The sequence below is a fragment of the Clostridium sp. M62/1 genome (genome assembly GCF_020736365.1).
GTDB classification, from domain to species: Bacteria; Bacillota; Clostridia; order Lachnospirales; family Lachnospiraceae; genus Otoolea; species Otoolea saccharolyticum_A.
The window spans coordinates 529391-551319 of record NZ_CP085988.1 but is presented as its reverse complement, the minus strand read 5'-3'; the positions used below and the strand labels follow the sequence as shown (position 1 = coordinate 551319).

The following is a 21929-nucleotide window of genomic DNA, read 5'->3' as shown; positions in this document are numbered from 1 at the left end:
TTTGCCTGCTTCTGCGAAGGCCTGTCATTCTCCCTGCAGAAGTCCCAGTCTCTGCTCCAGCAGGCCTCTCAGCTCGTCCACCACCTGCCCCAGATTCTTTCCTTCCTCGTCCACCGTAATATCGGCATATTTCTCAAAATAGGAAATCCGCTCCTCATAGAGATCCTGAAGGGTCATCCCCTCTTTTAAGACTACGCCTCTGTCCACCACATCTCCAAGCCTTTTTAAAAGCTCCTCAAAGCTGATTTTCAGATACACCACAAGCCCGATGGACTTTAAATGCTCCATGGCCTCCTCCCCGTAAATGACGCTTCCTCCCGGCGCAATTACGCTCTTCTGAACGTCCAGAGAGGCATTTACCCTGTTCTCCACAGCCATAAAGCCGTCCATACCCTCATCGGCGATAATCTCCTTCAGAAGCCTGTTCTCCTGCTCCTGAATCACAAGATCCACATCGACAAACGCGTATCCCAGCCGTTTGGCAAGCAGCACCCCCACCGTACTCTTTCCGGCGGCCGGCATGCCGATTAGGGTCACATTTGCCCTGTCCCTGCCCTCTGCGAAACTTCCTGCCTTCCTCTCCTCTGTCATTTTTCCCATTCTGTCCTCCTGATTTTCCTATCTGCCTTCCGGGCTTTAAAACACACGGCGGTTTTTTTCGTTCTTCTTACCTTTCCCGGCTCTGGGGCCCTTCCCCGTCCTGCCGTCCCGGTTTTCCCTGACGCTCTTTTTTATCTCAGATTTCTTTCCCCCTGCCGTATTCTTTTTCGCACCGGATTTCTTTCCTGCAGCCCCGCGCTTTTCCCTGGCGGCCTGCTTTTTTTCGCCGTCCTTCTTTTTCTTTTGAACGGAATATCCGAATTTTCCTACTTTTTCCCCTAATTTAAAATATTCTCCATGGGAGTAGGCCACCAACCCTGCGCTGTTTAGATCAAACCGTCCGTTTTCATCCATATATGCCTCGTCTGCAGTCACTCCCACCACCTCTGCGAGAAACATGTCATGGCTTCCCAGGGAGAGGATCTGTGTGACGCGGCATTCCAGGTTCACAGGACTTTCGGCGATTCCCGGGCAGCTTACATACTTTGACGCCAGGGGGGTGAGCTTCATCTCCTTAAATTTGTCTACATCACGCCCGGAGCGGACGCCGCAGTAGTCTGTGGCAAACGCAAGCTCCTCTGTCACCAGATTCACCACAAATTCCCCGGACTCTTTTATAATATGATGGGAATATCTGTCCGGACGGATGGACACATACAGCATGGCAGGGGAGGAGCAGGCAGTCCCGCACCAGGCGGCCGTGATGATATTCGGCCGCTCCTCTCCTTTCTGACAGCTCACCATCACCACCGGAACCGGATACACCATGTTTCCCGGCCTCCAATATTGTTTCGCCATAGATTTTCTCCTTTTCTCATTCCACAGTATAAAAAGAATCCTGCCCCGCAGGATTCTCCGCCTGCGGCGGGCCGCGAAAGCGGCATTCTTCCTATACGCCGCAGTGCGATCCCCGCGGAGCGTTTCTACATAACGGGGAACGAAGTTTCCTGTTATGTAAAAACGGCTGCCTCAAAAGCCTCACAGCTCCTGGGCAGCCCTCTGTCTCATTTTATGCAGAAACAGCCTGAGTCTCCCGCTTTGCGCCGTCAATTCAGGCCGCTGCCGTTTCACAGCTCCTGCTGCATTTTATCTGCCCGGAGCCTACTGCTCCGTGGCGATCATCAGCGCCGGAATGAGCTGTTTCTTTCTGGACACTACGCCCGGCAGGGTCACAACCTTCGCACCCTCCTTTAAGTGGAAGGCCAGCGCCGCCAGCTGCTCCGCACCCTGGCCGTCACAGATTAACTCCGTGGACTGCTCCAGGATATTTGTCATCATAAAGAACATCATGTCCACCTTCTGCTCGTTTCTGGCCTCGCCGATATACTCTATCAGGCGTTCTTTTATCTTTCCCAGCTCCTCCACGTTCAGAGAAGTGATCTGTCCCACGCCGAAGGTCAGCTTGCCTGCCGTGAAGCGCTTAAAATCCTGGTAGAAGATCTCAGAGTCCGTCTTTCCCTTCAGCTTGCTTCCGGCCTCGAACATCTCCTTCGCCAGACTCTCCGCATCCACGCCGGCGATCTCTGCCAGTTCAAGAGCTGCCGCCTTGTCCACAGCGGTGCAGGTGGGCGAGCGGAAGAGAAGTGTATCCGAGAGAATGGCGCTGCACAGAAGTCCCGCAATTTTCCTGTCGATTTCCACCTTATTTTCATTGTACATCTGATAAATAATCGTCGCCGTACATCCCAACGGCTGGTTTCGGAAAAATACAGGGGACATGGTTTCCACGGTTCCCAGTCTGTGATGGTCGATGATCTCCATCACATTGGCGCTCTCCATCCCCTCCACTGCCTGGCTTCTCTCATTGTGATCCACCAGAATCAGGTTCTTGCCTCTGGCTCCCAGAAGATTTCTCCGGGAGATCATTCCCTTGTATTTTCCGTCCCTGTCAAGGATGGGGAAATCCCTGTGGCGCTTGTTCGTCATTACATCCCGGATATCATCGATAAAATCCTCTGTCCCAAAAGTAATCAGGTTATCCTTTGTCATAAAATAGCTGATCGGCATACTCTGGTTGATAAGTCTTGCCGCCGTATAGGTGTCATAGGGTGTCGTCAGCACCGTGCACCCTCTTTCCTGGGCCAGCTTTTTGATCGTCATGGAAACGCCTGCTCCCTCGCAGACAATGATGCAGTCTGCCTCCATCTCAATGGCGCAGAGCTGGGACTCGTAGCGGTTTCCCAGGATGACCAGATCGTGTTTCTCAATATAATACTCCATCATATCAGGGTTGGCTGCAGCCACCAGCACCTTTCCCTTGTCAAAGTAGGCCTCGGGATCTCCTACCAAAAGGGCTCCCTCCAGAGTTTCCAGTATGTTGGAATACTGGGTGCAGGCCTTGGAGAGAATGCTGCTGTCATATACATTCATGTAGGATCTGGTAATATCTCCCACTGTGATAAGCCCCTCAAGCGTATTGTCCTCCGTCACAGCCGGAATGGTCACAACCGTATTGTCCTGCATCAGATTCCAGGCTTTTTTCAGGGAAATATTTTTGTCAACTCCCTTTGTCTCACGGATCTCAATATCCTTCACCTGGGTTCTCACGTTCTCAATCAGCTCAGGCGCTTCCACGCCGAAATAGTCCAGCACGTACTGAGTCTCCGAGTTCACGTGTCCGGCTCTCGCAGGCGTATATTCCTCCCCTGTCAGGATATGCTTGAGATTTGCATAGCAGATGGCTGAACAGATAGAATCCGTGTCAGGATTTTTATGTCCTATGACAATCGTTCTTCTTTTTTTGCTGTCGCTCATACTCTTCCTCCGTCTATGTTTCATAATCTATTAACATAGCGTTCATAAATTATTCACATTTATTTTTTATACTATTTGCATAATAAACAGTAATTACAAATCATTTTTTTATTCGATTTGCACATAGATTTTTCATAATTTCCCCGGCTGTCCTGTGGACACCGGGGGCTCCTCATTTATAGGGGATCTTTCTTCTCCCCATCCTTCCCTTCTCTAATCCAGAATCAGCCTGGCGGCTCCGTAAATTCCGGCATCATTTCCCAGAGTGGCCAGAGTGAGCTTCGCCTTTTTCTCGGAGAGAGGGGTAAATTTGTCATAATATTTTTCTATCATATCTGTCAGAAAGGTTCCGGCCTTTGAAACGCCTCCGCCGATGACGAACACCTCCGGATCTACCGTCATAGCCAGGATCGAAAGCATCCAGCCCAGATAGTAGGACACTGTCTCCATAACCTCACAGGCCATCTCATCCCCTGCCTTGGCGCAGTCCAGCACATCCTTCGCTGTGATGTCTTTGCCAAACTTTCTCATCTCTGACGGGGCGTCGCTTCGCTCCATGGCCCTTCTGGCCTCCCTGGCGATTCCCGTGGCGGAAGCTACCTGCTCCACACAGCCGCGGCCGCCGCAGTTGCAGAACTCCTTCTCCTCCTCGCGAATGCGGATGTGGCCGATTTCGCCGCCTGTGCCGTGCCTTCCCGGCACGATCTTCTTATCCAGGATCACGCCGCCTCCGACTCCGGTTCCAAGCGTTATCATGACAAGATCACTGTAGCCCTTGCCTCCGCCCTGCCACATCTCTCCCAGGGCGGCCACATTGGCGTCATTTCCCGTCTTGACGGTCAGGCCGTCCAGAAGACCGCTTAATTCCTTCTGTGGATTCATATTTTTCCATCCCAGATTCACACAGACCTCCACAGAGCCGTCCGGCATCACAGGTCCTGGAAGGCCAAGCCCCGCTCCAGCCAGATCGGAGATGGAAAGCCCCTTCTCAGAAATCTTTTCTCTGATGGAAGACGCTGCGTCTGAGAGAATGTGCCGTCCATTCTCCTCCTTTCTCGTAGGAATCTCCCATTTCTCGAGAAGCGTGCCGTCCATCTCAAACATTCCCAGCTTGACGCTTGTTCCGCCCACATCAATTCCGACACATTTCTTTTCCATTTGCGTATCTCCTTTATATTCTGATCTTTTTATTCATTCCCAAATCCCTGTTCAGGGCATATTTGCTGCATTCTGCATGGTCAGCCAGGGCTGACCTCTGTCTTTTTCAAGTATACAGGAACCCTCTTTTATTTGCAAGATATGTTTCCCCAAACCTACGGCTCAGTCCTGCTGGACCGCACTGCTGCCTGAACAAAAGATCTCTGCACTGCCAGTCAGAAAACGGCAGCCCGCCAAGAAGCGCGGACTGCCGTTTTTCATCTGACTTTCTCTGTTCTATTTCTTAAGAAATCGGTTCTCTTCTCCGTATCTTGCACCCTACAGGCTTTTCACCGCATTCACCACATTCTCAACGGTGAATCCGAACTTTTCAAACAGCTCTGCTGCCGGGCCGCTGGCTCCAAAGCCCTTCATGGAGACAACGGCTCCGTCAAGGCCTGTGTACCGCTCCCAGCCGAATCCGCCGAGCGCCTCCACTGCAACCCTCTTTCTCACTGCCTTCGGAAGCACTGACTCCCTGTACTCTGCAGTCTGCTCCTCAAACAGATCCATACAAGGCATGGAAACCACGCGGATCTTCATTCCTTCCTTCTCAAGCTCAGCCTTTGCCTTTACAGCCAGTCCCACCTCGGATCCTGTGGCGATCAGGATTGCGTCCGGTGTTCCCTGGCAGTCCTCGAGGATATATCCGCCCTTTAAGGCTTCTTTGCTGCTGCCCTTCATTGGCTCCAGATTCTGTCTGGAGAGCACAAGGGCTGTAGGAGTATGCTTTGATGTAACTGCGCTGTACCAGGCAGCCTGTGTTTCCATAGCGTCGCAGGGACGGAACACATGGAAATTCGGCATGGCTCTCAGAGCTGCCAGCTGCTCGATAGGCTCATGGGTCGGGCCGTCCTCTCCCACTCCGATGCTGTCATGGGTGAACACATAGGTGAGCGGCACACCCATCAGGGAGGAAAGGCGGGCCATGGGCTTTACATAATCGCTGAACACGAAGAAGGTAGCCACGAACGGCCTTAAGCCTCCGTGAAGGGCAATTCCGTTTCCGATGGCAGCCATGGCAAGCTCACGCACGCCAAAGTGCAGGTTTCTTCCCTTTCTGTCCTCCTTGGAGAAGTCTCCCTCTCCGTTCATGTATGTCTTGTTGGACGGAGCCAGATCCGCGCTTCCGCCAAACAGGTTCGGAAGCCTGTCCTTCAATACATTGATGATCTTTCCGGAGATAGAGCGGGTAGCATCTGCCTTCTCCTGAGCTGTCCAGTAGGACTCATCGTTTAACAGCTCCTCTGCCGTGCCGTTCTGGTACTGGTTCCAGAGAGCCTCCATCTTAGGATACTCCTCGCAGTAAGCCGCAAACATCACGTTCCATGCAGCCTCTGCCTCCGCCTTTTCCTGGGACAGCTGATCGAAATGACGGTAAACCTCCTCCGGCACGAAGAAAGCCTCCTCGCAGGGCCAGTTTAAATTCTCTCTGAGGGCCTTCACATTCTCAGCGCCCAGAGGCTCTCCGTGAGCGCTGGCCTTGCCCTGCTTGGCCGGGCAGCCGTAGCCGATCTCTGTCTTGATTGTGATAAAGGAAGGATGCTCTGTATCCCTCTTTGCCGCCTCAATAGCCATGGCGATGGCGTCGATATTGTTTCCGTCCTCCACTGTGATGGTCTGGAAGCCGAAGGCGCGCATGCGCTCCTCCACATTCTCCCGGAATGCGATGTCCGTGCTTCCCTCGATGGAAATACGGTTGGAGTCATAGAGGACAATGAGCTTTGAAAGTCCCAGAGTTCCCGCCAGGGAGAAGGCCTCTGAAGAGATACCCTCCATCATGCAGCCGTCGCCGCCCAGCACATAGGTGAAGTGATCCACAACCGGATAGTTTTCCTTGTTGAACACGGCTGCCAGGTGAGCCTCAGCCATAGCCATTCCCACTGCCATGGCCATTCCCGCGCCCAGAGGGCCTGTGGTGGCCTCAACGCCTGTTGTGTGGCCGTACTCCGGATGTCCCGGTGTCCTGGAGCCCACCTGTCTGAAATTCATCAGATCCTCCTTTGTGAGATTCCCCACCCGGAACAGGTGAAGAAGAGAATAGAGAAGCATGGATCCGTGGCCGCCGGAAAGGATGAAGCGATCCCTGTTAAACCAGTCTGGGTTTGCCGGATTATAGCTTAAATGGTGTGCAAAAAGCTCATATCCGATGGGAGCGCAGCCGAGGGGAAGACCCGGATGGCCGGAGTTTGCCTTCTGAATCGCATCTGCTGATAAAATTCGGATGGCATTAATGGAAAGTGTGTCAATCTGGTTCATTCGTATAACCTCCTGAAATTTATATTAATGGTGTAGCAGTTTCTCTGTCTCATCGTACCGGCTACTTCAGATGAACGCTCCTTATGGTGTCACCGCCGGTAAAAATCAGCTCGTTTTTCATTTTTCCTGCCCTTACTGCAGAAAATGTAAAGTCAAAGGAACCGGAAAATCTGCATTTTCCGGACATATTGTAAATCTCACACGAGTTCTCATTATACAGAATTACCATATCTGCGTCAATCACAATATCCCTGTACTGGAAGTTAAAGGGCTGGCTGAATTTCAGCTTTCCCGACGCGCTGTAAACGTCGAGCCTGTAATCGTATTCGCCCTGCGCGCTGTCCACCACCACTCCCACATACCTGTCTGAATAGCAGATACTCCTTATCTCCTCCTCATAGGGGAGCTGGGCAGTCATAGCCGGGGAAGTCTCATTTTCCAGGGAAAAGAAACCGATCTGGCCATTTCCGAAGGCACAGGCGTGCGTTTCATCCAGGAACCGCACTCTGGGAATCAGACTGCTCTTCATCTCCTCAAATCCGCCTACCAGACGATCCGGATAGCTTTTTCCATACTCGGAAAAATTGTAGAATGCAATGCGGTTTCCGATGCCCGCATCCTGAAGGTAAACATTGGAAACCATCACCTGGGTTCCCTCCGGAGACAGGGACACATCCATCAGGTACCCGCTCTTTGACATGACCGTCTTAATCCCCCAGTTCAGGCTGCTTCCATCCTCCTTGAAAAAGGTGATATAGGAGGCGGTGCTGTCCTCAAGGAGAGCTGCCGTCACGCCGTGGGCAGACACGGCTGCCCGCATAATAGGAAGCGTGGTCTTGGCCTGTCCTCTGAGTCCCTCCCCGTTGCATATGTAAATATCATTTCCCTGCCTGTCCGCAATCACGGCATACATTCCGTTCACATAGCAGATAGGAGACTTCATCTCATAGCTGATCGACCAGACTACCTTTCCTTTTCCGTCGATATAGGACGCGCCGTCCTTGGTGTACTTGAGAACATTGCTCCCAAAGCTCTCGTACCCGGAAAAACCTCCCTCGCTGGCCGGAACCTGCCGCTCCCAGTCTACCTTATAGGTCTCATACCTGCGCACATAGAAGTAATAATAGAAAATTCCCGCCGCCGCAATCACAAGCACTGCTACTGCCGCGAGAAGGCGGATTCTCTTTCGCCTTGTATGTCTCTCCGCATTTCGGACAATCTCCTCCTCGCTGAGACTGCGGCCTCCTCCCCTTCCGGAAGAATCCGGCGATCCCGACGAGCTGATCATCCGTTCTCTAAGCTGTCTTTTTTTTCGTTCTCTTTCCATAGAGTCCATATTACTCATCTGCATATCTCCCGTCATGTCAATCCACACAACGCCCCAGGCCTCTTGCCCGGAAGCCGTGCCGCTGTCTGATACCATATGCGTTATGATCCATGGATTGATCTGCCCTGCCTCCCGTGGTCCTGACAGCGCCTGCTGCCTGCCTTCAGGGGTCAGGTTCTTCTGTATGTCATTTTGCTATATCACCGATTATACAACAGATTATGGGAGATATGAACTACTTTTTTCCAAAAAGACGTATTGCCGCAGCTGCTCAGCCCTGCTCTGTCCCGCCAAGCATCAGGCTGCTTTTGCTGCGCATAGTCTACTCTTCCACCGCTCCTTTCATCTCCTCCAGTACCGGCACTTCCGCCGGCAGAATCAGCTTCTGTCCTGCCATAATGTGGTTGATGTCCGACACTCCGTTCAGCGCGCAGATGTCCTTCACATAATTGATATTTCCATACAGCTTAAAACAGATCCCGTACAGGGTTTCTCCTTCTCCCACCAGATATTTTGCCCCGGGGGTCATATCTGTCACCGGCACAGAAACCTCACCGGATTCTGGGTCTGGCTGGCTGTCAGCTGTGCTGTCTTTCTGGTCCTTGGCGGCATCCCCCGTCTCTTCTCCCCCTGAGTCTGCCTCCTGATTTTCTGCCTCTGACTTTTCTTCTGGAGCTTCACTGCTCTCAGCCTTTATCTCCCCGCTCTCTGCTTTGGAAGCCTGCTCTGACCGGACTGCGCTGCTGTCCCCTCCTTCTGCCTGGCTCCCCACCGGAGCTTTTTCTGAGGAGAGCTCTCCCATTTTCTCTGTCCCCGCGCTCTCAGCTGTGTCCTCCAGATACAAAGTGCCGTCAGAGAGCTTAACTGACTGAGCTCCATTCTCAGAGTTCTGGCTCTGTGAATCCGTCTCCTCAGGGTACACATTCCCCTTTATTTCTTCCACCACCACAGGTACGCTCTCCTCTCTGTTATCCTCCCTGTCCCAGGGTCTTGCTCCCTCTGGAAGCACGGAGACAAGAGCCGTTTCCATCTCCTGCATTTTCTGGTAATTATTGAGCATTGTCACTCCGCCTGCCAGAATCACCAGGGACATGGTGCTGCACACAAGTCCCAGGTTTCTGACTGTATGCCTGTGGCTCATGGCTTCCTTCTTCCTGTCTTCCATCCTCTCCCTGAAATCCCGGATCACCCGGTCCCCTGCGCCGGATTCCACCCGCTTTACATCCTTCCTGCAGATCATGTAATCCTGCATCATCTGATTTCTGTCATAATAGATACAGTACCCCTTCAGCCTGTAGAACCCGTCGTCTGATGTTATGTAAACTGATTCATCTCCCTCGATGCCGCTGTTCAGATACATGAGCTGGTTTTTTTCGCTGAAATACTGGCCATGCTGCTTCCAGTAGTTGAGGGGGCTTAAGGCGCAGCCGGGCGCCCCGCAGAGAAACCAGCCCTGCACGGTTCTTCTGGGAAATGATTCCTCAATATTCTGGTAAGCCTTCTTCCAGGCTGCCTCCGTAAATACCACCTTTTCTCCCTCGGCTGTCACATCCTCCATCTCCAGGGCCCCATCCACGAAAATGAACGGAGTCCCATCCTCGGTTTTCTCCGTTCCCAGCAAAAGCCCCACTCTCAGATCCTGTCCTCCAGTGGGAAAAAGGCGTTTCAGATATGTGCTTACGTAGTCCTCCATGTACAGCTTGACCGTATCGTCCCGGTCTCCTATCTGCCTTATATTTTTCGGCAGCTTTGATAATGGCTCATATAAATCTCCCATTCAGGCTCACCCCGCTTCTCTGTTTTCTGCAGCAGAGCTTGTCCCCCTGCAGCATATTTCTCAGCCGCCGTCTGTCTGTAAGAAAACGGCGGCCCTCTTCCATCTGGGAAATCATATCACAGAGCCTGTAAAAAACTTGTCAAACGAGGGCAGCATTATCCCATAATTTTTCGACAATTCCTATGCTTCTGCTGATGCAGTCGGCCATCCGCATGACCACGGAAAGCCTGACGCTCTGAAGCATCAGCGGATCATAGCTGCTGCAGCTGCCCACAATTCCGGTGATAAAAATATCCCCCACTGCCTGAAGCTCCTTGCTGACGCCGAGTCCCGGCTTCAGGGCCCCCTTTCCCAGTGTCAGATACCCTATATGCTCCCTGTTTCCTACCGACGCGTCCACCGCCACCACAAGGCAGTCATGATAGCAGCTCTGTATCACCCTTACATAGTCCTCCAGATTCATGGCGTGGACCGGCCGTTCCAGAGTTCCGAACACGGACGCGCCGGACACCTCCATTTTCCTGAGCTTATATCCGATTAACGGCCCCAGGCTGTCCCCGGTGGACCGATCGGTGCCAATGCAGAGAAACACAACCCCTCTTTTTCCCTGGCGCAGCTTCTCCTCCTCTATCATCTGATGAAGCCTGGCCGCAAAGGCCTCCGCCTCGAAATTCCTGTCTGAGTTAAAATAGTAGATATCCCGGCTGTCCTTTGTTGCCATCCATTCCAAAATCTTCATATCACAACCGCCCGTCATTAAAATTAAATTCTGAATTAATTCTATTATAAACAGGGTGTCCCAAAAATATGCAGAAAGGAAAAACCTGAAAGGCCTTCTTTTTGCCTTTCAGGTTTTTCCTTTCCTCTGCTTCCTATTACCTGATGTGAAACTATTCCTTCTTTCCGCGCCCTCTGTAAACCTCTATGGCCTCGCTGATATTTGACGCCTCGCCGGCCTCTATGATCGTTTTTAAGGCCTCAATTCTCTCCGCACTCAGAAATTCCTTTCCCAGGTACGTTTCATAGGTGTTTGTCATATAGATTCGCTTCTCCTGAAGAATCGTCTGAATGTATTTCAGGTGGCTGGAAGCCTCCTCGTGCCTGGCCTCCATAGCCTCCAGCTTTTCTCTGCTGTTCTGGGCGATCTCATCGGAAATAATCATCCTGGTCACATTCTCGAAGGTATTTAGCGCATCCTTCTTCTTTTTCAGCATGTCGTCCACATCCTGCTCAAGCTGAGAAATCTCGTCATCATACTTTTCCAGGTTGTAGACAGACTCATTCTTGTCCCTCTTTATGGAGGAGGTGATCATACGTATCTTTCTGTAGTTGGACTGCATGACATTCCGAATCTGCCGTCCCTCTCTGAGGGCCTTCTGGTGACGCCCTCTTGTCATATTTCCCACCACTGTATAAAGCCCGCCAAATACCAGCACGCAGGCAAAGTAAATCAGAATCAGATAAACCGTTTTCTGAACCGGAGCTGCAGAATAAATCCCATAGGGGATCAGAAGAAAACAGACAATCAGCGTGGCCAGAAGAATAAGCGATTCTTTCAACCCTCTTGGAAAATAGAGGGCATAATAAAATCCACTCTGGCAGAAAGCAGGTACATGCTCCTTCTGAAACAGGGTTTTCATCCTCACCTTAAGCTCCCGGTTGTGCAGGTGAAGCTCGGAGGTTTCCTCCTCAATCCGATCCTTTATCCCCTGGTTTTTTGCCTTTTCCCTTCTTGCTCTTGTCTTCTTTAACCGATCCTGTGTGATGGAAATTTCATTGTCATAGCTCTTGCTGATCTCATCCCTGCGGCGCTTTACAGTCTGGTTGATATTGTCTGTGACTGCCTTTTTCTCTGCCTCCAGAGTCCGCAGAAGCCTGCTCTCCTCCTCTCTGGCCTGCGCCTCAGACTGCTCCAGCTCTGAAAGCTCTGCGGCAATCTGCTTCGCATCTGTCAGAAATTCTCTGAAGTCCGTTATTGTCTGTGCCATTTTGTTCCTCCCAGACAGCCATTGTTTCTCTGCACTGTCTTTTCCTCCTGAAGCCTTTGAATGTTCTGTATAAGATTATATCAGAAAGCCGTTCTCCGGCATAGCCCCTCTGCTCTCCTTTTTACTCCTCAATCACCTGTATTTCCAGATAATCAAACTCAATGGACTCTACAAAATTGTCCTTTGAAAATCTCGTCCTGTCATGGCGCCTGAAGTCCTCAATATTTGCATCCAGCCAGATCGGCTGTCCCAGATCGAATTCATAGCAGACCTTCTCAATGGCGTCAAACACCATGGCTGTTCTGGACATGGAGTAGTCTGCGTTCTCAATCACCGTGTCCCTCTGCATCCTGTTGTCCTTCCAAATTTTCGCCCAAAGCCGGAACATACCCTCTCTCCTCTCCTGTCTTTTTCCTGTCCCGTTTATTGTCGCACGGAGCCGCCTGTTTCGCAAGGTGTTTTTTCACTGTTGAAATATGAATCTTTCTAAGGTATGATTAATCAAAAACTGCAAAAGCTGAAAGGAACACTGATTATGTCAAATGATTACAGAAGCAAATTCGTGACGCCGGAGACAGCGGCGAAGGCTGTCCGCTCCGGTGACTGGGTTGATTACGGATTTGGCGCCGGCTTTCCGGAGCTGATGGATCGGGCCCTGGCGGCCAGAAAGGAGGAGCTGAAGGATGTCAAAGTCCGGGGAGGTCTTGTGATACGCCCCAGAATTGAGGTTGTGGAAAGCGACCCAGAGCAGTCTGCCTTTACATACTACAGCTGGCATATCGGCGACTACGAGAGAAAACTGCAGAGCCGCGGACTGTGTCAGTTCATCCCTATGATTCTGCGCTCCCTGCCTGAGCTGTACCGCAGACACATCCGCGTGGATGTGGCCTTTGTTCCCGTTTCCCGCCCTGATGACAGCGGCTACTGCGGCCTGGGCATCTCCAACTATGCCTGGAGAACGATTTTTGAACATGCCCGGACAGTTATCTTTGAGATCAACGAGCATCTCCCCAGGCTCCAGGGAGTAAACGGCTCCCACAGAGTCCATCTGTCCGAAGCAGACTACATCGTGGAGGGCGAGCATGAACCGCTTCCTGTCCGCACCTACAGGGAGCCCTCTGACACGGACATCGCCATCGCCCGCCATGTAGTGGAGGAGATCCCGGACGGAGCCGTTCTCTCTCTCGGAGTCGGCGGGGTTCCGTTTACAGTTGCAAACCTTCTGGCAGAGTCTGACAGACGGGATCTGGGCTGCCATACAGGGACCATCAGCGATGCTTTTCTGGCCCTCTACCGGGCAGGAAAGCTCACCAACCGGAAAAAGGAAATTGACACCGGCTTTTCCACCTGGAATCTGGCCATGGGTTCTCAGGAGCTCTACCGCTGGCTGGACGAGGAGCCTCAGCTTTTCTGCCCTGCTGATGTGGATTATGTCCACTCACCGGAGCGGATCAGCCGGATGAAACATGTGATCAGCATCAACGGAGGTGTGGAGCTGGATCTGATGGGTCAGGAAAATGCCGAATCCGCCGGCAGCAGACAGCTCTCCGGCACAGGCGGCCAGCTGGATTTCCTGGAGGGCGCCTTCCGCTCAGAGGGCGGAAAAGGATTTATCTGCCTGGCCTCCACCCACCGCAAAAAGGACGGCACTTTAAAATCCAACATTGTCCCCTTCATCCCGGGCCAGAGCACGGTTTCCGCACCCCGAACCATGATCCAGTACGTTGCCACAGAGTTCGGCGTTGCAAAGCTCTCAGGCCTGTCTCTCCGGGAGAGAGCTAAAGCCATGATCTCAATTGCGCACCCGGACTTCAGGGAGGAACTCTCCAGATACGCGGCAGAAACCTTTAAATAGGGGTTCTATACTGAATGTTGGGGTGTGTTACAGATATTCTGAAAGCCCGGACAGAACAGCCTGCAGGCTGACTGTGGGCATGAAATAAAAGAAGGCGCTGTCCAGTCTGAATCAGGCTGGACAGCGTCTTCTTTTATTTATGCGGGAGCGTTAAAAGGAATATGAATCTGCTCCCGTAAAGTCCTAGAGTCTCTTTAAAAGCTCCTCTCTGGCTTCCTCATATCCCGGTTTTCCTAAGAGAGCAAACATGTTTTTCTTGTAGCTCTCAACGCCCGGCTGGTTGAACGGGTTCACGCCCAACAGATATCCGCTCACTCCGCAGGCAAACTCAAAGAAATAGAACAGCTCGCCTAAGCAAAACTCATTCTGCTCAGGGATATTTACAAGCAGATTCGGCACGTTTCCGTCTGTGTGGGCCAGAATTGTTCCGTTCATAGCGCTCTTGTTTACAAAATCCACGCTCTTTCCGGCCAGATAATTCATGCCGTCTGTGTCTACCTCTTCCCTGTCAAGCAGAACCTCTGCAGGAGATTCCTCCACATTCAGCACGGTTTCGAACATAATTCTGGAGCCGTCCTGAATAAACTGTCCCATGGAGTGAAGATCCGTTGTCAGATCAACGGCTGCCGGGAAAATGCCTCTCTGATCCTTGCCCTCGCTCTCTCCGTAGAGCTGCTTCCACCACTCTGATACATAGTGCAGGCTCGGCTCGTAGTTGGCAACGATCTCCACCTGTTTTCCCTTCCTGTGGAGAATATTTCTGATCGCCGCGTACAGGAGAGCCCCGTTCTCCTCGTACGGCGCCTCAAGGGCCTTTTTTCTTCCTGAAGCAGCGCCCTCCATCAGCTTGTCAATGTCAGCTCCGCTGACTGCAATCGGGAGAAGTCCCACTGCCGTGAGCACGGAAAAACGGCCGCCTACATCGTCCGGAACCACAAAGGACTCATAGCCCTCCTCGTTGGCCAGGTTCTTGAGAGCTCCCTTGGCCCTGTCTGTGGTTGCGTAGATTCTTCTTCCAGCCTCCTCTTTTCCGTACTTATCGATCAGCATCTTTTTGAATACGCGGAATGCGATAGCCGGCTCAGTGGTTGTGCCTGATTTAGAGATAATGTTGACGGAGAAATCCTTTCCCTCCAGCACATCCTGCAGATCCTTAATATACTTGCTGCTGATGCTGTTTCCTACAAAGTAGATTTCCGGTGTCTTTCTCTTTCCCTTGGGAAGCACATTGTAAAAGCTGTGGTTTAAAAATTCAATGGCAGCCCTTGCGCCCAGATAGGAGCCGCCGATTCCCACAACCAGAAGCACATCGGAGTCACTCTGAATTTTCTCAGCTGCCTTTTTGATCCTTGCAAATTCTTCTTTATCGTAGTCAACCGGCAGATCAATCCAGCCTAAAAAGTCATTTCCCGCACCTGTCCTGTTTACAAGCACATCTTTTGCGCACATAACTGCGCTCTTCATGTTTTCCAGCTCCTCGGCTCTCACAAAGGAAGCTGCTTTGGAATAGTCAAATGTCACTTCTCTGCCCATTTGTTCTCTCTCCTTTTCTTATGTGTCGGACTCTGATCATGGGAATGCCGTGTCCGTCCTTTAGCCGGCCGGCAGCCCAGTTCCTGACGCCTATGCGTTTAACGCTATTATAGCAATCTGTTATAAATTTATCAACATCCTTCTTCCGTTTGCATACACACCCTTTTTCGCCCTGTCTTCCTTTTCACCTGCCGCCTGTCTGCCCCATGCTTTTGTCTCTCCCAGCCGGGACCGCCGTTTTTTAATCTGCGGAAAAGTATTGCCTTATGAGCTCTCCCAGCACCTTCATCTCTTCCGGAGCCAGCTCCTTGGTCCAATCCTCCTCCTTCTTTGTCTTTTCCCTGCTGGCCGCAATCTGTTCCAGACTGTGTTTTAAATAGTCAATATCCCTCACAGCCCCCAGACGGCCTGCCTGCTCCTTTCTGGAAGCGTCTGCCGGCGCCTCTCCCCTCTCTGAAACGCCTCCCTCCATTCCTCCAATAGCTGATGACTGCGCTGTGTCAAAGGCTGAGAGTGTGTCCTCCCCTGCCGAAGCTGCACTCTTTTTCGCCTTTACCATCTTCTCTGCCTTCAGCCTTTTAAGTCCGGCTGGCTTGTCCACGTGCTTGTCACTAAATCCAGAACGCCTGTCCTGCTGTACCTGTCCTCTTGTCTGGGCAGAAGTTTTTACCGCATCCCGAATCAGCCCGTCCCTCAGCTCATTCTCCCGGATTATGAGTTCTCTGTCGTCTCCCCGGTCTGTCCCAATCTCTCTCACCGGAAGCCTTCTCACATTGTCCTGAAGTCGCTCATCCCTTCCGCCGTTTTCCCTGGCAGCGCGGACAAACACGGAATTATCCGTATATTCCAGAAGGGCATTGGCAAGGCGCTGCTGCTTCAGCCCAATATTAAAGCTGCTCTCCAGAAAAGCCAGAAAAAGCCCCAGAAAAGCCCCTGCCGACGCATAAAGCACAATGTAATAGGAATCCAGCCTGTACCAGTAGGAGGCAAAGGAGGCTGCCCCTCCTGCCATAATTCCCAGAATTGCCATCTGGAGAGAAACATTATTCCAGCTCTGAAGAGAAACCTTCATAAACCGAAACCCGTACATCTGACGTTCCAGATAAGCCTGGGTGTTCACAATGGTCTGGTTCAGCCGGCAGGCGTTCTCCAGCTTCTGCTTCAGTATTTTCAGGTTTTTGTTCTTCGTGGCCGCCATATTATCCGTTTCACGGATCAGTCTTTTGTAGAGGCTGCGCGTGACGAGCTTGCTTAAGACACCTATGATGCCGATAGCCGCCAGCGCATACAATGCTTTTCCTGTTTGTAAAATTTCCAGCATAAAAAGCTCCCCTTTCTTCTCCAGATTTTTCCAGATGGCTTTTATTATAGCCGCCTGTCCTGTCTTTGAAAAGAGAGAAGGGCTTAGAATCGATCGTCAAATTCCCCCATAAAATAAAGCTTTTCGGGGATTTGCACACCGCTGCAGGCCATCCGGACCGGACATCCTGCGAATCTGGAAATATTGCGTCACATTTTGCTTGAACCGCCTCCTCAATCTCTGTGCCGCAGACACTCTTCCTGCTCTGTCTCCTATCCTTTTAGCAGGAAATCCTCTTTGCCATTTCCAGAATCAGGTTTACGGAATGGCGGATAGCCTGAGCCTCAAACTCCGCGTAATCCATCCCCGCGCTGTCATCTGCCTTATCGGAAATTGCACGGATTACCAGATAAGGAATACCGTTCAGGTATGCTGCCTGGGCAATGGCAGCGCCCTCCATCTCCGTGCAGCTCGCCTCAAATTCCTGGGCCAGCCATTTCTTCTTATCTCTGTCGGAAATAAACTGATCACCGCTGACTACGCGCCCCAAAAAGGCCTGAATATCCGGGTTTACTTTCTCATTGCAGGCAAGAGCCAGACTGCTCAGTTTCTCGTCCGCCTTAAAGGAAAAGGTATCCACCCTTGGAATCTGTCCCTTTCTGTATCCAAACCCGCTGGCATCCATATCATGCTGCACCGTGTCTGTGGAGATAACAATGTCACCGATATTAATTTCATTCTTCAGTGAGCCTGCAATCCCCGTATTGATCACTGCATCTACATGGAATCTGTCTGCCAGAATCTGTGTGCACATGCCTGCGTTTACCTTACCGATGCCGGAACGCACAACCACTGCATCTTTTCCTGCCAGCTTTCCAACATAAAAATCCATACCGGCCACAGTTATAACCTCAGCCTCTTCCATCTCCTCCTTAATCTTTGCAACTTCTTCATCCATTGCCCCAATAATACCAAGCATTTGTCTGCCTCCTTTTGTCCTGCATTTTCCACCCTCTGTGGGCTGTATTTGTCTTATTCTTCAGATTTTTTCACTCATAGCCAACACCGTACGGCCATATGGATAACCTAAAACATCTGTTTCGTCTGTTCTTTTCTCTCCTGCAAAGAGCGAATATAGGGCTCCGGAAAGAACGCGTCAGACTGCTGCTTCCCCTTATTATAGAGGATCTCCCTTTTCTTGACAATTCTTTTTAAAGGAGGGTATAATCCACTGTGAAAAGAAAATCTGCAGACCTTAAAAGCCTTTTCCCGCAGAGTCTGTTTCAGAACTGCTGCAGTCTTTTTATATCTGTTTACAGAAAAGCTCTTTTCAATCAGCAAAGAAAAGGGTTCCATTTATTATATCAGAGAGGAGATTTTATCATGATTTATGCTACGAATGGCGTCTGTTCACGTGAAATTGAATTTGATATTATAGACAATAAGCTGACAAATGTGCGCTTTATCGGCGGCTGTTCAGGAAATACACAGGGAGTTGCCCGCCTTGTGGAGGGAATGGATATTGACGAGGTGATTTCCAGACTTAACGGAATCCGCTGCGGCTTCCGCCCTACCTCCTGTCCCGATCAGCTTGCCAATGCCTTAAAGCAATACAAGGCCAAACTGTAGATCAGAAGAGCCTTCCCTGAGTACCCATTCTTCACTATGTGTACATTAGTACCCTTCTGTTTTGCTGGTATTCTTTTCACCCGTTTTCAGTTTTAAGAAGGAGCTGCCGCAATGAAATATCTGAAGGACAGATGTTATTCTCCGCCTGATGTCCGTTTTCACGTTTCCATGTACGGATGATTATTGCGGCAGTCCCTCTCTGCAGGCACTATCTGCACCGTTATGTATTTAACCACAGGCTCTCGGACTTTCCCCTGCTTCCGAAAGCCATTTCTTTTCAAACGATTCTTTTCATATAGCGGATTCCCTTTTCCCATTAGCCGTTTTCTTATCCGCCTGCTTTGTCTGATACAAGCGTCAGGTCAATTTAGAACATACATAGGAAAAGCATAGCAGACGCTGCTGTAACGGCTGCCACAGATGCCCTTATCAGGATAACGAGCTGCTGAAGTGAACAGACTTCTCCCTCACCTGCTGACATGGAAGTCTCTAAATTCTGCCCTGATTCTGCTTCCTCCCTGTCCCCTCTCTCAGGCTCAATCTTTCTCTCCTCGATATCCTTTAAAAGTCTTTCAAAGCTGTATTTTCCGGACAGAGGGAGATCTTCCTCAGATATCTCTTTTTCTGCGTCCTCCAATTCTTTCAGAAGCTGCTCTTCGTCCCATCCGCAGGCACATTTCAGGCGCTTGTCCAATTCTTGATCTGTTTCATTTTCATTCTGATTTGTACCCACCTCACACCTCCTTCAAACCTTATCAAAGTGTTTCTGGGGTTGACTTTTTCTATTTAGCGTTTACTATAATAATATGCTGAAGAAATGAAGATCTGTCGTTTCTTACTGTAATTTATATGGAGGCAAGATTATATGAAAAAAATCGTTTTGACCGGCGGCGGAACTGCCGGCCATGTTACCCCGAACCTGGCTCTGCTCCCTTCCCTCCGCGCAGAGGGGTTTGAAATCCGCTATATCGGTTCCTATAACGGTATTGAGCGCAGACTCATCGAGGATGCCAAAATTCCCTATGACGGTATATCCTCTGGTAAATTACGCCGCTATTTTGATCTGAAAAACTTTTCTGACCCCCTCAGAGTTCTAAAGGGTTATTCTCAGGCCAGAAAACTGATTAAAAAATACAGACCGGACATTGTATTTTCAAAGGGCGGTTTTGTCGCTGTCCCCGTTGTTCTGGCTGCAAAACACTATAAAGTTCCTGTTATCATCCATGAGTCTGATATGACCCCGGGACTGGCAAATAAAATCTGTATCCCAGCCGCAAAAAAAGTCTGCTGCAATTTTCCCGAAACACTCAGCTTCCTTCCCAAGGAGAAGGCTGTGCTTACCGGTTCCCCTATCAGGAAAGAGCTGCTCACCGGTGACCGCCTTGCAGGACTTCAGTATGCGGGTCTTTCTGCTAACCGCCCCGTCATTCTGGTCATCGGCGGAAGTCTGGGCTCTGTCACCGTAAATCATGCAGTCCGCAGTATTCTGCCCCGGCTTTTATCCCAGTTTCAGGTGATACATATATGCGGAAAAGGTAATCTCGACGAAAGCCTGACAGGATTATCCGGATATGTTCAGTATGAATACGTCGATAAACCTCTGCGCCATCTGTTCGCTGCCTCGGATCTGGTTATATCCAGGGCAGGTGCAAACTCTATCTGCGAAATTCTGGCTCTGAGAAAACCTAACATTCTGATTCCTCTTTCTGCCGCTGCCAGCCGCGGAGATCAGATTCTGAATGCAAAATCTTTTGCCAAACAGGGCTTCAGCGCTGTTTTGGAAGAGGAGGTTCTGACACCTGATACACTCTTCCAGGCAGTTTCCGAAACCTATAAAAATCGTCAGTCCTTTATCAATGCGATGGAGACAAGCACATTAAACAATGCTGTAGAAACCATTATGGATCTGATTCATGACTGCATGAATTAGATTGAATGTCAAAGATCGCCTTATTCTCAAGGAGCCTTTTCAGCTCCTGCCTGGCCCGGAAGATGCGGGAACGGCATACCGTTTCCGCAATTCCCAGGATCTGACTCGTATCTTTGATTGTTCTGCCCTCCAGAACATAAAGAATGAGAACGTCACGCCAGTCCTTTTTCATCCCGTCCATCAGATCCCTGATTTGCCTGTAAATGTCATTTTCCATCACATAATGAAGCGTATCCTTATCCAGAAGCTTTTCAAGCGCTGATACTATTTCAATATGCTCGTAAGTGCCGAATGAGCTGCATCGTTTATTTTTTCTGCAATAGTCAATCCATCTGCACCTGAGTATCATGGTAAGAAGAACACGCTTCTGCCTGTCACCAAATTCCAGAGAATATCTGGCATAATATTCCAGAAATGTCTCGTGAACCATATCCTCAATATAATCACAGTCCACGCCAATCTTCACAGCATACTTCTTCAACGGTATCAGATAGTTTTCATATAGAGCCCGCAACAGTTCAGCATCCCTCTGTTGCATACGTTCTCCTATGCGTCCATCTCAGACTTGAGCATGCCGCTTATCTTCGTCAGCTCCTCCTGCTCCATCTTTCCAGGTTTCCAGGCTACCATTTCCGGCCCATTCTCATATCTTGGAATCACATGGACATGGAAATGAAAGACGGTCTGACCTGCGGCCTCTCCATTGTTCTGAACAACATTAAATCCGGCGCATCCCAGCGTCTTCATCATCGCCTTTCCAAGTCTTCCGGCAAGCGGAAGAATTTTTGCTGCAACTGCATCATCCAGCTCACACAGATCCCTGTAATGCTGCTTAGGAAGAATCAGGGAATGGCCCCTTGAGGCAGGACCGAGATCCAGTATCACCCTGAAATCACCATCCTCATAAACCGTAGCGGACGGAATCTCTCCATTCGCTATCTTGCAAAAAATACACTCTTTCTCTACCATTGGAACCACTCCTTTTCTGACTTACTTAATAATGTCTGTATATTTTTTCCTGGAAACCCAAACATAAAATGGTATTCCCAGCAAAATTCCAACTAACAGGCCTCCCACATGAGCCGCATTGTCCACACCGGAACTGGTAAATCCCAGGTACAGTGTAAAAAAAGCCATCACTGCAAGCTGTCCGCTGCTCAAATCTCCCAGCCTTCCTCTATTCATGAAAACAATCCACATCAGTCCGCCCACAACGCCAAAAATAGCGCCCGACGCACCTGCTGACATGGTATACCAATCACCCATCTTCAGATCAAATATCAGGGAAACAATATTAGCCCCTAATCCACAGAGCAGGTAAAATAAAAGATACCTGACCCCTCCCAAAATCTGCTCCAGCCTGTCACCCAATATGAACAGGACAAGCATATTATTCAGAAGATGCCTGATACTAAAATGCAGAAATACAGAGGTAATTAAACGGTAATATTCTCCATTTTCTACCACAAGAACAGGAATTACGGCTCCATTTTCATAAATCCATTCCTTGTCTGTCAGAAAGCTAAAAACATCCGGGAGGAGAAAAATAATGATATTAATTATGATAATAGCTCCATTTACCCGTGATATTCTTTCAAACCTATTCATCTATTAAAACATCCCTTTAAATTTCCTGATTACAGCCGCCATCCGTTCCATTAAAATTTTTATTCTCAACTTTAAACCTCAGCATCATTCAACATCAGCAGAGGCACGCCCGCCCCTTTCGTGTTTTTGACGCCTCCGGCGGAATCTAGCGCCCGGATTTCAGCAGTACATG

The 21929-nt window shown here is 50.2% G+C and carries 20 protein-coding genes; 3 read left to right on the top strand and 17 right to left on the bottom strand.

The features are described from left to right. Positions 1–24: 24 nt before the first annotated feature. The 10 genes from LK436_RS02990 to LK436_RS02945 form a co-directional block, all read right to left on the bottom strand. Positions 25–600, bottom strand: coding sequence for a shikimate kinase (locus LK436_RS02990; protein ID WP_008396947.1), 576 nt, complete (start codon positions 598–600; stop codon positions 25–27). Positions 601–636: 36 nt separating this feature from the next. Then, a complete protein-coding gene (locus LK436_RS02985; RefSeq protein ID WP_008396948.1) occupies positions 637–1398 on the bottom strand; it encodes a flavin reductase family protein in 762 nt (253 codons plus the stop codon). Between the two features lie 303 nt (positions 1399–1701). Further along, complete coding sequence (locus LK436_RS02980; protein ID WP_008396950.1) at positions 1702–3354, bottom strand: putative manganese-dependent inorganic diphosphatase; 1653 nt, start codon at positions 3352–3354, stop codon at positions 1702–1704. Positions 3355–3567: 213 nt separating this feature from the next. Next, a complete protein-coding gene (locus LK436_RS02975) occupies positions 3568–4512 on the bottom strand; it encodes an ROK family glucokinase (RefSeq protein WP_008396952.1) in 945 nt (314 codons plus the stop codon). A gap of 318 nt (positions 4513–4830) precedes the next feature. Continuing rightward, entirely contained in the window at positions 4831–6810 is a 1980-nt protein-coding gene (tkt, locus tag LK436_RS02970; RefSeq protein ID WP_008396953.1) for a transketolase, read from the bottom strand. A 61-nt stretch (positions 6811–6871) separates the two neighbouring features. Beyond that, the gene (locus LK436_RS02965) at positions 6872–8155 is read right to left on the bottom strand and encodes a DUF5711 family protein (RefSeq protein WP_227910162.1); all 1284 of its coding nucleotides are present in this window, start codon (positions 8153–8155) and stop codon (positions 6872–6874) included. Positions 8156–8459: 304 nt separating this feature from the next. Beyond that, entirely contained in the window at positions 8460–9914 is a 1455-nt protein-coding gene (locus LK436_RS02960) for a LysM peptidoglycan-binding domain-containing protein (RefSeq protein ID WP_008396957.1), read from the bottom strand. A gap of 139 nt (positions 9915–10053) precedes the next feature. Next, positions 10054–10653 (bottom strand): spore protease YyaC, encoded by a 600-nt coding sequence (yyaC, locus tag LK436_RS02955; protein WP_044930873.1) that lies wholly within the window; start codon positions 10651–10653, stop codon positions 10054–10056. A gap of 151 nt (positions 10654–10804) precedes the next feature. Beyond that, complete coding sequence (locus tag LK436_RS02950) at positions 10805–11902, bottom strand: hypothetical protein (protein ID WP_008396962.1); 1098 nt, start codon at positions 11900–11902, stop codon at positions 10805–10807. Between the two features lie 121 nt (positions 11903–12023). Beyond that, positions 12024–12290, bottom strand: a complete 267-nt coding sequence (locus LK436_RS02945; protein WP_008396964.1) for a hypothetical protein — start codon at positions 12288–12290, stop codon at positions 12024–12026. Between the two features lie 147 nt (positions 12291–12437). Here LK436_RS02945 and LK436_RS02940 point away from each other — a divergent pair, with 147 nt between their 5' ends. Beyond that, complete coding sequence (locus LK436_RS02940) at positions 12438–13757, top strand: acetyl-CoA hydrolase/transferase family protein (protein WP_347476052.1); 1320 nt, start codon at positions 12438–12440, stop codon at positions 13755–13757. Between the two features lie 183 nt (positions 13758–13940). Here LK436_RS02940 and LK436_RS02935 read toward each other — a convergent pair whose 3' ends face one another. The 3 genes from LK436_RS02935 to LK436_RS02925 form a co-directional block, all read right to left on the bottom strand. Continuing rightward, on the bottom strand, positions 13941–15290 hold the full coding sequence (locus tag LK436_RS02935) for a glucose-6-phosphate isomerase (RefSeq protein WP_008396968.1): 1350 nt from the start codon (positions 15288–15290) through the stop codon (positions 13941–13943). A 241-nt stretch (positions 15291–15531) separates the two neighbouring features. Beyond that, positions 15532–16611 (bottom strand): hypothetical protein, encoded by a 1080-nt coding sequence (locus tag LK436_RS02930; protein WP_008396969.1) that lies wholly within the window; start codon positions 16609–16611, stop codon positions 15532–15534. A gap of 259 nt (positions 16612–16870) precedes the next feature. Further along, positions 16871–17569: a 5'-methylthioadenosine/adenosylhomocysteine nucleosidase gene (locus tag LK436_RS02925; RefSeq protein ID WP_008396973.1), complete on the bottom strand. Its 699-nt coding sequence runs from the start codon at positions 17567–17569 to the stop codon at positions 16871–16873. 404 nt (positions 17570–17973) lie between these two features. On the opposite strand from LK436_RS02925, the gene LK436_RS02920 reads away from it, so the two are divergent. Next, entirely contained in the window at positions 17974–18219 is a 246-nt protein-coding gene (locus tag LK436_RS02920; protein WP_008396978.1) for a TIGR03905 family TSCPD domain-containing protein, read from the top strand. 367 nt (positions 18220–18586) lie between these two features. Here LK436_RS02920 and LK436_RS02915 read toward each other — a convergent pair whose 3' ends face one another. Then, on the bottom strand, positions 18587–18952 hold the full coding sequence (locus LK436_RS02915) for a hypothetical protein (RefSeq protein WP_008396980.1): 366 nt from the start codon (positions 18950–18952) through the stop codon (positions 18587–18589). Between the two features lie 132 nt (positions 18953–19084). Here LK436_RS02915 and LK436_RS02910 point away from each other — a divergent pair, with 132 nt between their 5' ends. Further along, on the top strand, positions 19085–20149 hold the full coding sequence (locus tag LK436_RS02910) for an undecaprenyldiphospho-muramoylpentapeptide beta-N-acetylglucosaminyltransferase (RefSeq protein ID WP_008396981.1): 1065 nt from the start codon (positions 19085–19087) through the stop codon (positions 20147–20149). Here the strand turns inward: LK436_RS02910 and LK436_RS02905 are convergent. From LK436_RS02905 to LK436_RS02895, 3 genes are read right to left on the bottom strand one after another with little or no spacing between them, the layout of a single operon-like run. Then, on the bottom strand, positions 20118–20687 hold the full coding sequence (locus LK436_RS02905; protein WP_008396982.1) for an RNA polymerase sigma factor: 570 nt from the start codon (positions 20685–20687) through the stop codon (positions 20118–20120). The genes LK436_RS02910 and LK436_RS02905 overlap by 32 nt on opposite strands. Positions 20688–20695: 8 nt before the next feature. After that, positions 20696–21118: an HIT family protein gene (locus tag LK436_RS02900; protein WP_008396983.1), complete on the bottom strand. Its 423-nt coding sequence runs from the start codon at positions 21116–21118 to the stop codon at positions 20696–20698. Between the two features lie 21 nt (positions 21119–21139). Next, complete coding sequence (locus LK436_RS02895) at positions 21140–21757, bottom strand: rhomboid family intramembrane serine protease (protein ID WP_008396984.1); 618 nt, start codon at positions 21755–21757, stop codon at positions 21140–21142. Positions 21758–21929: the final 172 nt, after the last annotated feature.

Bases quoted from the DNA above. Each gene is read 5' to 3' on its own strand.
- LK436_RS02990 (WP_008396947.1), bottom strand. From the start codon at position 600: ATGGGAAAAATGACAGAGGAGAGGAAGGCAGGAAGTTTCGCAGAGGGC.
- LK436_RS02985 (WP_008396948.1), bottom strand. From the start codon at position 1,398: ATGGCGAAACAATATTGGAGGCCGGGAAACATGGTGTATCCGGTTCCG.
- LK436_RS02980 (WP_008396950.1), bottom strand. From the start codon at position 3,354: ATGAGCGACAGCAAAAAAAGAAGAACGATTGTCATAGGACATAAAAAT.
- LK436_RS02975 (WP_008396952.1), bottom strand. From the start codon at position 4,512: ATGGAAAAGAAATGTGTCGGAATTGATGTGGGCGGAACAAGCGTCAAG.
- tkt (WP_008396953.1), bottom strand. From the start codon at position 6,810: ATGAACCAGATTGACACACTTTCCATTAATGCCATCCGAATTTTATCA.
- LK436_RS02965 (WP_227910162.1), bottom strand. From the start codon at position 8,155: ATGAGTAATATGGACTCTATGGAAAGAGAACGAAAAAAAAGACAGCTT.
- LK436_RS02960 (WP_008396957.1), bottom strand. From the start codon at position 9,914: ATGGGAGATTTATATGAGCCATTATCAAAGCTGCCGAAAAATATAAGG.
- yyaC (WP_044930873.1), bottom strand. From the start codon at position 10,653: ATGAAGATTTTGGAATGGATGGCAACAAAGGACAGCCGGGATATCTAC.
- LK436_RS02950 (WP_008396962.1), bottom strand. From the start codon at position 11,902: ATGGCACAGACAATAACGGACTTCAGAGAATTTCTGACAGATGCGAAG.
- LK436_RS02945 (WP_008396964.1), bottom strand. From the start codon at position 12,290: ATGTTCCGGCTTTGGGCGAAAATTTGGAAGGACAACAGGATGCAGAGG.
- LK436_RS02940 (WP_347476052.1), top strand. From the start codon at position 12,438: ATGTCAAATGATTACAGAAGCAAATTCGTGACGCCGGAGACAGCGGCG.
- LK436_RS02935 (WP_008396968.1), bottom strand. From the start codon at position 15,290: ATGGGCAGAGAAGTGACATTTGACTATTCCAAAGCAGCTTCCTTTGTG.
- LK436_RS02930 (WP_008396969.1), bottom strand. From the start codon at position 16,611: ATGCTGGAAATTTTACAAACAGGAAAAGCATTGTATGCGCTGGCGGCT.
- LK436_RS02925 (WP_008396973.1), bottom strand. From the start codon at position 17,569: ATGCTTGGTATTATTGGGGCAATGGATGAAGAAGTTGCAAAGATTAAG.
- LK436_RS02920 (WP_008396978.1), top strand. From the start codon at position 17,974: ATGATTTATGCTACGAATGGCGTCTGTTCACGTGAAATTGAATTTGAT.
- LK436_RS02910 (WP_008396981.1), top strand. From the start codon at position 19,085: ATGAAAAAAATCGTTTTGACCGGCGGCGGAACTGCCGGCCATGTTACC.
- LK436_RS02905 (WP_008396982.1), bottom strand. From the start codon at position 20,687: ATGCAACAGAGGGATGCTGAACTGTTGCGGGCTCTATATGAAAACTAT.
- LK436_RS02900 (WP_008396983.1), bottom strand. From the start codon at position 21,118: ATGGTAGAGAAAGAGTGTATTTTTTGCAAGATAGCGAATGGAGAGATT.
- LK436_RS02895 (WP_008396984.1), bottom strand. From the start codon at position 21,757: ATGAATAGGTTTGAAAGAATATCACGGGTAAATGGAGCTATTATCATA.